Below are 9,131 nucleotides of genomic sequence, written 5' to 3' on the forward strand. Positions count from 1 at the left end.
GTCCTGACTCCGGCAGTCCACTCGGAGGACGCGGTCGCCTTGATCCTGCGCATGAGCAAGGGCCAATCCGTTCCACGGACACATCCGGGGCCTTGAGCAGGGAGTACTGCAACGACGGCGTGACGTGGGATGCTGAGAGCTGTCGGCGGTGATGATCACCGCGTGGTGGATCTTGCAAGGTGAGTGGCGTCGTTGGATGCCGTGGTGGAGCTGATCTTCAGCCGTTTCGCCAGGTCCGAGCCGCGCCAGCGGGTCGGTACCTACCTGCGGAGGCTGCTGGCAGGGCGGGAGCGGAAGAACGGCTGGACGCTGGCCGAGAATGCCGGGGCGGTCTCGCCGGACGGGATGCAGCGGTTGCTGCGCACCACGGACTGGGACGTCGACGGGGCCCGGGATGACCTGCGCGGTGACGTCCTGGACCAGCTCGGTGATGACGCGACTGGGGTGTTCATCCTCGACGAGACCAGGTTCATCAAGAAAGGCGTCCGCTCGGCCTGGGTGCAGCGTCAGTACACCGGCACCACGGTTGCCGGGGCGTGGTGGGCGATCGAGGAGTGCTTCCGGACCGCGAAGAACGAGGCTGGGCTCGACCAGTGCCAGGCCCGGTCGTGGCGGGCCTGGCACTCCCACATCACTCTGGCCATGCTCGCCGCCGCCTACCTCGCTGCCACCCGCGCCCAGGAGGCCGAAAAGGGGCACCTGGGACCGGCCTCGACGGGTTGATCCCATTATCGGGCAACGAGATCCGCCCCTGATCGCCGAGTGCCGTTGCAGTACTAGGGCACACGCGGCGTTTTACGGCATGGTCGCGGTTGGTCCGGGCACAGGCTTGGGTGTCGCCTGGGGTACGCACCTGCCAGCGCCCGTCTGAGCGCAACCTCACTCGCCAGGTCCCCACCTGCCGCCTTTCGCGTGTCGGTGGGTTCAGCATGCCCCGGCCTGGGCTGGCGTGCCTGTTTGAACAGTGGGGGGCAACGGCAACGTCTGTGCGTTCATCGAAGGCAAATGCGCGGCCACCACGACTGGGAAGGCCGTGCCGCCGACTCCGTACGACGACTGCAGGCCAGCGTCGAAACGGCAGGGAAGCCGGGGCATCACGCGAGTGACTGGCACCGTGCCCGGGGTCATCAGCCGGGTGGTGTCGGAGCTTGAGCAGCCCGGCTGGGCGCTGAGTCTGTGTGTTCGGGTTCGGTGATCCGGGCGTGGGCGGCGGCGAGGTCGCGTTCGAGTTTGGTGATGCGGCAGGCGGCGGCCAGGACGGTGAGGCCGGAGTCGAGGAGTTCGCGGACGCGGGCGGCGAGGGCGAGTTCGGTGCGGCTGTAACGGCGGTGCCCGCCGGTGGAGCGGTCGGGGGTGAGCAGCCCTGCAGCGTCGAGGCTGCGGAGGAACTCAGGTGTGACGCCGAGCATCGCGGCGGCGCGGCCCATGGTGTAGGCGGGGTAGTCGGCGTCGTCGAACGCGCTGGTCACCTGGTCGTTGGGCGATTGAGCGGTCATAGGCACCTCGTGAGGTCGGAATGCACGCCGGGCCCGGCTGCAGGCCGGGCCCGGGAGCGGGGGGTCATTGGGTGGCGCCTTCGATGACCTTGCGGTCGCCGCCGTGACCGACTTCGATGCGCCGCGGCTTGGCCTGCTCGGCCACCGGCAGGGTCACGGTGAGCACCCCGTCGGTGTAGTCGGCTCTGATGTTGTCCACGTCCAAGCCGCTGCCGAGGGAGAGCTGGCGAGAGAAGGTGCCACGGGGGCGTTCGGCGGTCAGATAGCTGACCTCGGCATCACCCTCACCACCCGGGCGGCCTCGGCGCTGGGCGCGCACGGTCAGGGTGTTGTGCTCCGCGTTGACTTCCAGCGACTCGGGGTCGATGCCGGGCAGATCGAACTCGACCACGTAGTTATCGCCGGCCCGGTAGGCGTCCATTGCCATGGTCTGGGGTGCGCGGGCGCTGCCGAACACCTCGGCGGTCAGCCGGTTGAGATCACGGAAGAACGGATCGAACGCCAGAGTCATCACCCACCACGTCCTTTCACACGCTCATCGTCACCACACACGATTTCGGCTGCGGGAGTGCCGGGGAACGCAGGCCGTTCCCGGCAGGTCGCTCGCTCCCCAAGCACTCCGCGGGGAGACATGACCGACAGCCGCTCACCTCCCTTGTTTTCCCTGGTAGACCTCTTGCCAATAGCCCTACAACACTTATTCTGAAACCACCACACCAGATATGCAAGGCCGCTGACTCGCGGTTATGTAGAGCCGTTGCATCTATTTTTCCAATAGTGGAAGGTGGTGCAGACGATGGCAACGCGGCATGTGGTGTACCGATGCGAGCTAGACCACCAGGTTCGGTGGCGTGGTTATGCGACCTACGACGGTGAGATTCCCGTGCACGTGCGCGCGCCGTCGCTGGGCCAGGCCCAGCAGTTGATGGCGGCCACCACCGTCGGCGACGGGAACCGGTCGGGATGGGTCGAGCACACCGAGCATGCCGCCGGCGACGGGCTGTGGGTGCGCGAGGCCCTCGACGAGCAGGTGCTGGAACGCGAGCACACCACCCGGGTGTTGATGGAGGTCCTGACCGACCAGCGGCTGCGTGCCCGACTGGCCACGCTTCCCGCCTGCCGGGTAGGTGGTGTGCCGGTAGTCGTCTGTGTGCCCGGTGACGCCGTGGAGTGGGTTGTGGGGCAGCACGATGGGCATGGGGCGTTGATTGTGACCGCGGCGGTGACCAACCACCAGGTGTGGTGGAACGTGCTGGTGCCCGCCGACCGTGCCGCCGAGACCGACCTGGGCATGGTCGGGAACCTGGCCGAGCTCGGTCTGACCGGCCCCGAGGCCACCCTCGACGACTGGATGGCCGCCACTGACACCGCGGGCCTGGTCCTGTTCGCCCCCCAACATGCCAAGGCAGCCACGCTCCACCGGGACGTGGCAGCAGCCGATCCCTCCACCGACCGCTGCGCCGGAGCGCCGGAGCGTCACGCCCAGCTGCTGGGCGAGCTCGAGGCGACCGCCGACCCGCTGCGGGCAGCCGTGGTTACGCACGTGAACGCACGAGCGGAAAGGGGTCATCCCGCGGCTGGCGCACCGCCGGTGTGTGCCGGACTCGGTCGCACCCGGCCCGCCTACCCACGATGATCAGCAGGAGCGCGCCTCGCGGTAGGCCGGGCGATGATGGCAGTGGTCGCCGCGAGGAGACCAGGACGCAGCGGAGGAGGCAGCACATGTCCGAGCAGGAACATCCTTTGGAAGCGCTGCACCAGGCGCGTAACGCCGTGGCGATGGCTGTGAGCCAGCAGGCCAGAACCGCGCAACCAACCTTGCACGAGCTGTACGCCTTCGGCTCCGCGATCGTGGGCACCCTCGCCCAGCTCGGCAACCTCAGCTCCGTGCTGGCCGACCAGGTGGGCCGCTTCGATCAACAGGAACTCGAACGGGCCACGACCAGCGACGACCCCGCCGACAAGCTCCGGGTCGCCGGAACGCACCTGGCCAGGCTCAGCGACGAGCTGGCCACGGCCGTCGGCGACGCCAACCGGTACTGGACCGCGATGGAACACGTAGACCTGCACACCTCCGGCGACCTCCAAACACGACGCGAACCCGACCTGTGAGACTCGGGGCCTACACTGGGGTGCGGGGACACAGGCAACTGCTTCCCCGCACCGACACCACCCCTGAAGGGTGTACCGGACCGCGGTAGCGGATTCGCTGTCGCTGGCGCAGTCGAACGCCGAGAGTGCCCGTACCCAGCTAGTGCTCTGAGTCGTTAATTCGTGGGCACTCTGCGGAAGAGGAGGAGCGTCCTTTTGACCGTCCTTCGCATTGCCTGATTGCAGGCTGCGACGAGTGCAAGATCGCGCCGGTAGAGTTGCTGCTCGGGCAAGCACACCTCTCCATCGGATCCGTGGACGACAATGAGGTGTTCGCTTGGAGGGTTCCCCCGTTTGGAGCCTCGGCGACATCGTTTTCGACCCCGACACGCCCGACCGGCACGGCACGATCCGCACCCCGGGATGGAAATCAGAGCGGACGATCACTCTGGAAGGCCGGGCCTTCTCCCCGGACATCCCTACCCTGCGGCGGGCTGCCGCACGGTTGACCGGGTTGCTGGCCGATCCGCATCGCCCACTGCCGTTGACCTGTTACGCCGAAACCGGGCCGGTGAACTGTGATGAGTTCCTGGATGACCAGATCCTGACGACGCCGGGCCAGGTCGCGGCACCGAGAGTCGAGTGGTCGCTGCAGGTCGTTGCGCCTGATCCGCGTCGGGTTTTCCCTGGACTACTCCCACGCTGGAACCGGGCTATCGTCACCGGGCGCTGGGAGTGTGCGGTTCGACGGCTCCCGCTTGTCCGTTGTGGACGAGGCCGGCCATAGCATCCGTCGAAAAATCGGGGCTCCTGAGCTGCCGCGGACCGACCGACCCGCCTCGGGATTGCCATCACCCGGTGCACGTTGCCGTGGCAGGGATTCGTGCGCCTAACCAGCTGGATCCCAACGAGCCGATCGAGAGCGTGATGCTCACAGACGGCACGGCGGAGGTCGTGCTTGCCGATGCAGCCACTTGGGTTGCCAAGCAGGGCGAGTGGGTCGAGGTCATCGACCTTGCCTGGCGAACAGGTGGGCACGAAAAGCACGGCCACACCACGGTATTCCAGCTTCGCTTGTGCTACAGGCCCGAGATCGGAACGGCGTAGGTGGCGCCGCCATACATGAGCGGGAAGCCCGCACCTGCGGGCGGTGACCTCGCGTCCTGGGCCGGCAACACCAACACCACCACGCACGAAATCGCGGCCCACGTCGACCTCGGGCAACCCGAATCAGCCCTCACCGCGGCAGAAACATGGTCGCCACCCCAGACCATGCCCAAGGCCCGACGCGGTCACCACTACATCGAGCCGGCTCGGCTCGTGACGGATTCGAAACCGCACCGGTGGATGCGCTAGCCTCCTGGGCACTGCGGTGGGTTCGGGGCCACTGCCGACCTGCTCGCTGCCGTTTAGCCAAGTAGAGGCTGATGCCGATCCATTTGCCGGGTGCGCAGGGATTGTGGACGTCCACGACGTACCCGTCGGAGAGCAGACCGCAAGGTGCTGGTTCGGTCCACCAGCTGAAGTCACACGCCTTAGCGTTCCAGAATGGCTTGCGTGGCGGTACGGATAGCGGAACCCGGGCCACCCTTTTCGGCTCCCACACCCGGGCCGGGTGCGGGAGCCGAAATGGGCAGCCCGTGGGCGAGCGTAGCGTCGGGCCGGGGCAACCCCGACCGCGCTTCTCAGGCCTTCGACGACCCCGTCAGGAACTCGGCCATGACGATCCGCTGGGACCGTTGTGCCCGACCGAGGTCTGGCACGGACCGGGGAAGGCCTCCTTGCCGAGGGTGACGATCGTCTGCTCCGTGGTGTACTTGCCGTCGGAGAAGAAGACGTACCACGTGGTAGCCCTCGGCAACTCGACGTACCTGTCGCTGGCCAGCCTGCTGGTGTGCCCGGTCGCACGATTCGGGTAGAAGTAGATCCGCAGGTCAGGTGGGGCGTTGTCCGGGAGTTCCCACTTGAACCAGCCGTTGTCCTTCCAGATGGTGCAGTCGTCGCCGTAGACGTGCGGACTCCAGCTCAGCGAAGCCTCCCTCGACGTGGTTCCGGGTGAGGCCTCCTCCGCGCCTGCAGCCTGGGGCATCAACGGGAAAGCGAGCGCCGTACAGCACAAGAACACGGCCGCGCGCGCGGTTCTGCTCAAGGTCATAGTCATTTCTCTCTGCTGAAGAGTGTGAACACAGGAACCGAGGTCGACGTCCACCGGCGTACGGTGAACGGCTCCCCCCGAGATCTCCCAGAGTTGACCATCACGGGGGCCGGCGCCAACCGTTGCAGCCGGAAATCCCCACCCGAGTAGCAGCTTCACGTTCCCAAGCGATCACACCCACACAATCCGTGGCTGCATTGCACACCATCGACATCCCGGCAGCGCTTGCAGAAAGCGCGCACCCACGAGGTCGATCCCACCACGCCCCGCCACCCGAGGGCGTGCTGCTGCTCGACCGTGCGCTCACCGACCACCAGCACCACATCCCGAGTGACCGCGAACGAAACCGGGAGCGACCGGCAACGGCCGATGAATTTCGCCTGATCCGCGGTCATACATCACGTGTGATGCGCCGCGGCCACAAGCGGGGGCAACCGGCCCAAGATTCGTCGATCAAAGACGATTCGGTCGACTTCGCCGGTAATCGACTGCTCGCCGGCCGCCCCGACGGATCACTGGAGGTCCGGGACCTTCCCGGAACCCAGCTGCTGCGGACGATTCCCGGCGAAACCGAATTCGCCATCCGATGGCATGGGTGCCGGGCACGTCGTTCGTCGGCCGCACCGCGGCCAGTGCCCGCTCCAGCTTGGTGTCGCAGCGAAACGCCTCGGACAACCCGGCGGCGATCGGCGCTCGCTGCAGGCAGTGGGCGCCGACGACCAGTCGCAGGCCGATACCGTGGCCGTCGTCCTACCGGTAGGCGTACAGCAGCAGCTCCAGCCCCGCCACACCGATCAAGTTCAGCCGGCGACAGTGATCGCCTCCACACCCTCCTCTGGCGTTTGCCCCCGCCCCGCGTCGGTTATCCGAATACAGCCGACCAAACAACCGAGGAAACCGGGGGGCGGCACCGTGAGCACAGCACAAACTGAACGCCAGGAAGCCGCGAGGCTTCCGGACGGGGACGTGGTCCGCGTTCTCCTGGAGCAGCACGCACGCATCCGCGACCTCTTCGCGGAGGTCAAGAACGCACAGGGCGAGCAGAAGCAGAACCGGTTCGACGAGCTGAGGGCTCTGCTGGCCGTGCATGAGACAGCTGAGGAGTTGGTCCTGAGGCCTGTCGCGAAAAAGACGGCCGGCGAGGCCGAGGCCGAGGCGCGGAACCACGAGGAAGAGGAAGCCAACCACGTACTCGCCGAACTGGAGAAGATGGACGTCAACAGCCCGGACTTCGACGCCAAGCTCTCGGACTTCGAACGTTCGGTGATCGACCACGCCGAGCACGAGGAGCGGGAAGAATTTCCCGCCGTGCGCCGGGGCTGCGAGCAAGACCAGCTCGACGGCATGGGCAGTCGGCTACAAGCGGTCGAGAAGATGGCACCGACCCACCCCCACCCCATTGCCGCAGGGTCCCCGACTGCTCAGATGCTCACCGGCCCCTTCGCCGCGATGGTCGACCGCGTCAAGGATGCGATCGGCTCCGGTGGCCGATGAGCACTTCCAGCCATCGCCGAGGCCGAACGCATCGCGGGGACGTCGCTGGTCGCCCAGCTCACCGATCCGATGACCGGCAATATCAACAGGATCAAGCTCGCGGATTTCTTCCACACCCGCAGCTCGACATGAGCCTCACCCAACGCCGTGGGCAGCTCGCCGATCTGGGCCTGCAACTCGAACTTGCTGAAGTCCAGCTGCCACACCTGATTCGGCCTCGTCGAAGCACGATCCGGACCTTGTCCTCCGCCATGCGGTAGCGGTGTGACGAGATTAGATTTCGCGACGAGGGTTGCTCATTGTGGCGTTCTGCCCTCGCCACCCGATCCTTGGGTTGCTTCCCGCCCGAGGTTGCGGAACCGGGCCCGACGGGTGGGCCCAGCGGGTTGTTTCCACCGCGAGCGATCAAGCGGCACGGTCGATCGGTGGAACACCGACGCGCCCCGCATGCCGGGTTGCGCTGCGGGGCGCGTCACCGCTTCACCGGATCCGCGTGTGCAGACCTGGCCCAGCCTGGGGGCGCTAACGCGGCCGTTCACCGTGGCCTGCCTCGACCCCGTCGGGCGGGGTTCGCCCGACGGGGTCGAGGCAGGCCACCTGGTGCACGCCCGCGGCCACCTCCTGGCACCCGTGCACGCCCAGCACGAGGCAGAACTAACCAGAGGGTTCGATGGAGCGGATCATTCACTTGGGCGCAGGGACACACCTGACGATCAAGCGCCACCGACAGCGGCGGGTAGGCCGTCCAGCCAAAGTCCGCGGCTCGTCGTAGCCCAGCACTGCAACCGCGGATGGATTGGTGTAGAGAATGCATCCGTCCGGGCCCACCGCCCAGATTGGTTGGGGGACGCAGTCGAGAATACGGGAAAGCATCTTTTCGCCGGGTACCATTTGGATGTTTCAGTCTGATCTCACCGGCGCCGACCTAATCGACGCCGCTGTTGTCCCCGAGGCGCGCTGCAGTGAGCCCGAGGGACCGTGGAGCTCAGGGGGTATCCGCCGGGCTGGCCGCGGTGAGGGCAGCCGTTACCTGTCCGGGACCGTCCGACACCTGCGGGCTCTCGGCGCCCGTCGAGGGCCGGCGGTGCTAGGCAGTTCTCGACGCCCTGGTCTTCCGTCTCGACCCAAGGCGGCCATCCTCGCCGCGGTGAACTCAGCGCTGATCGTCGCCTTGACCACGGATCCGAACCACACGGATCCTCAGGTCGCTTCGCGCGCCTTGTCCTCCCTTGACCAGGCGCTGGTGCCCGGCCTCGCGGACGCCCTTCCGGCCGAGGTAGCCGGGCCGATACACAAAGCCGCGGAGTTGATGGCCCTCAACCGACTTCACGACGCGCGCTCACTGCTCCTGCAGGCCCGTGGCCTCCTGATGCCCCAGCCCAAGCCCGTGCCCCAGCACTCCGGGCGCTGACAGCGCAGTCAGAGGTCAGCGTTGCCCGGCAGTCGAAGACGTTCCAGGTGTGCATCCGCTGCTCGCGAGGCGCTTCCGCAAGCCGCGTCCGGTCTGGATCGACCTGGATACCCTGTTGTACCGACAGGAGTCAAGCATCCGCCGCGCCAACGAGATCCCGCTGATCGTCCGCTCTTAATGATCTTTTGGTTATAGGGTGTGTCGTTGTGCTTGGTTTGTGTTGCCCGGTGGGATGATTGTGGCGTGGCGAGGTCTTCACGATCGACGGGTAAGCAGTCCCGTGAGAACAAATCTGGCGCCGCTAGGCGGGATTTCGAGGCGCTGCGTGAGCGGCGGAGGCGGGCGGCGGAGATGTTCGAGCGGGGCGAGCGGCAGGTCGATGTGGCCTCGGCGTTGGGGGTATCACAGCAGACCGCATCGAAGTGGCACCGGGCGTGGTTGACAGGTGGCCACGAGGCGCTGGAGGGCGCCGGTCGTGCCGGGC

General features: G+C 66.9%; 9 protein-coding genes and 1 pseudogene. 6 read left to right on the top strand and 4 right to left on the bottom strand.

The annotated features are described in order from the left end of the window. Positions 1-183: 183 nt before the first annotated feature. Positions 184-522: pseudogene (locus tag BLW84_RS50625) on the top strand (transposase); the annotation flags it as partial. A 605-nt stretch (positions 523-1,127) separates the two neighbouring features. Here BLW84_RS50625 and BLW84_RS45485 read toward each other — a convergent pair. Then, complete coding sequence (locus tag BLW84_RS45485; protein ID WP_093278907.1) at positions 1,128-1,496, bottom strand: helix-turn-helix domain-containing protein; 369 nt, start codon at positions 1,494-1,496, stop codon at positions 1,128-1,130. A 64-nt stretch (positions 1,497-1,560) separates the two neighbouring features. Then, on the bottom strand, positions 1,561-2,007 hold the full coding sequence (locus BLW84_RS45490; protein ID WP_093278909.1) for an Hsp20/alpha crystallin family protein: 447 nt from the start codon (positions 2,005-2,007) through the stop codon (positions 1,561-1,563). Positions 2,008-2,292: 285 nt separating this feature from the next. Between BLW84_RS45490 and BLW84_RS45495 the strand changes: the two genes are divergently transcribed. The 3 genes from BLW84_RS45495 (at position 2,293) to BLW84_RS45505 (ending at position 4,694) form a co-directional block, all read left to right on the top strand. Continuing rightward, positions 2,293-3,132: a hypothetical protein gene (locus BLW84_RS45495; protein WP_143061379.1), complete on the top strand. Its 840-nt coding sequence runs from the start codon at positions 2,293-2,295 to the stop codon at positions 3,130-3,132. Between the two features lie 86 nt (positions 3,133-3,218). Next, positions 3,219-3,608 carry a hypothetical protein gene (locus BLW84_RS45500; RefSeq protein WP_093278913.1) on the top strand — a complete coding sequence of 130 codons (390 nt, stop codon included), beginning with the start codon at positions 3,219-3,221 and terminating at the stop codon, positions 3,606-3,608. Positions 3,609-4,445: 837 nt separating this feature from the next. Next, positions 4,446-4,694: a hypothetical protein gene (locus BLW84_RS45505; RefSeq protein ID WP_143061380.1), complete on the top strand. Its 249-nt coding sequence runs from the start codon at positions 4,446-4,448 to the stop codon at positions 4,692-4,694. 598 nt (positions 4,695-5,292) lie between these two features. On the opposite strand, the gene BLW84_RS45515 is transcribed toward BLW84_RS45505, so the two are convergent. Beyond that, complete coding sequence (locus tag BLW84_RS45515) at positions 5,293-5,676, bottom strand: hypothetical protein (protein WP_143061381.1); 384 nt, start codon at positions 5,674-5,676, stop codon at positions 5,293-5,295. Positions 5,677-6,447: 771 nt separating this feature from the next. Here BLW84_RS45515 and BLW84_RS48280 point away from each other — a divergent pair. Next, positions 6,448-7,236 (top strand): hemerythrin domain-containing protein, encoded by a 789-nt coding sequence (locus BLW84_RS48280; RefSeq protein WP_218157771.1) that lies wholly within the window; start codon positions 6,448-6,450, stop codon positions 7,234-7,236. 684 nt (positions 7,237-7,920) lie between these two features. On the opposite strand, the gene BLW84_RS50630 is transcribed toward BLW84_RS48280, so the two are convergent. Next, positions 7,921-8,127, bottom strand: coding sequence for a PAS domain-containing protein (locus BLW84_RS50630; RefSeq protein WP_093278923.1), 207 nt, complete (start codon positions 8,125-8,127; stop codon positions 7,921-7,923). A gap of 763 nt (positions 8,128-8,890) precedes the next feature. Here BLW84_RS50630 and BLW84_RS50100 point away from each other — a divergent pair. Continuing rightward, the coding region (locus BLW84_RS50100; protein WP_281247506.1) for a helix-turn-helix domain-containing protein at positions 8,891-9,131 on the top strand (241 nt) is incomplete at its 3' end.

This window comes from Saccharopolyspora shandongensis (assembly GCF_900106995.1).
Lineage (GTDB): Bacteria > Actinomycetota > Actinomycetes > Mycobacteriales > Pseudonocardiaceae > Saccharopolyspora > Saccharopolyspora shandongensis.

Excerpts from the sequence above, each read along its gene's own strand:
- BLW84_RS45485 (WP_093278907.1), bottom strand. The coding sequence starts at position 1,496 with ATGACCGCTCAATCGCCCAACGACCAGGTGACCAGCGCGTTCGACGAC.
- BLW84_RS45490 (WP_093278909.1), bottom strand. The coding sequence starts at position 2,007 with ATGACTCTGGCGTTCGATCCGTTCTTCCGTGATCTCAACCGGCTGACC.
- BLW84_RS45495 (WP_143061379.1), top strand. The coding sequence starts at position 2,293 with ATGGCAACGCGGCATGTGGTGTACCGATGCGAGCTAGACCACCAGGTT.
- BLW84_RS45500 (WP_093278913.1), top strand. The coding sequence starts at position 3,219 with ATGTCCGAGCAGGAACATCCTTTGGAAGCGCTGCACCAGGCGCGTAAC.
- BLW84_RS45515 (WP_143061381.1), bottom strand. The coding sequence starts at position 5,676 with ATGCCCCAGGCTGCAGGCGCGGAGGAGGCCTCACCCGGAACCACGTCG.
- BLW84_RS50630 (WP_093278923.1), bottom strand. The coding sequence starts at position 8,127 with ATGGTACCCGGCGAAAAGATGCTTTCCCGTATTCTCGACTGCGTCCCC.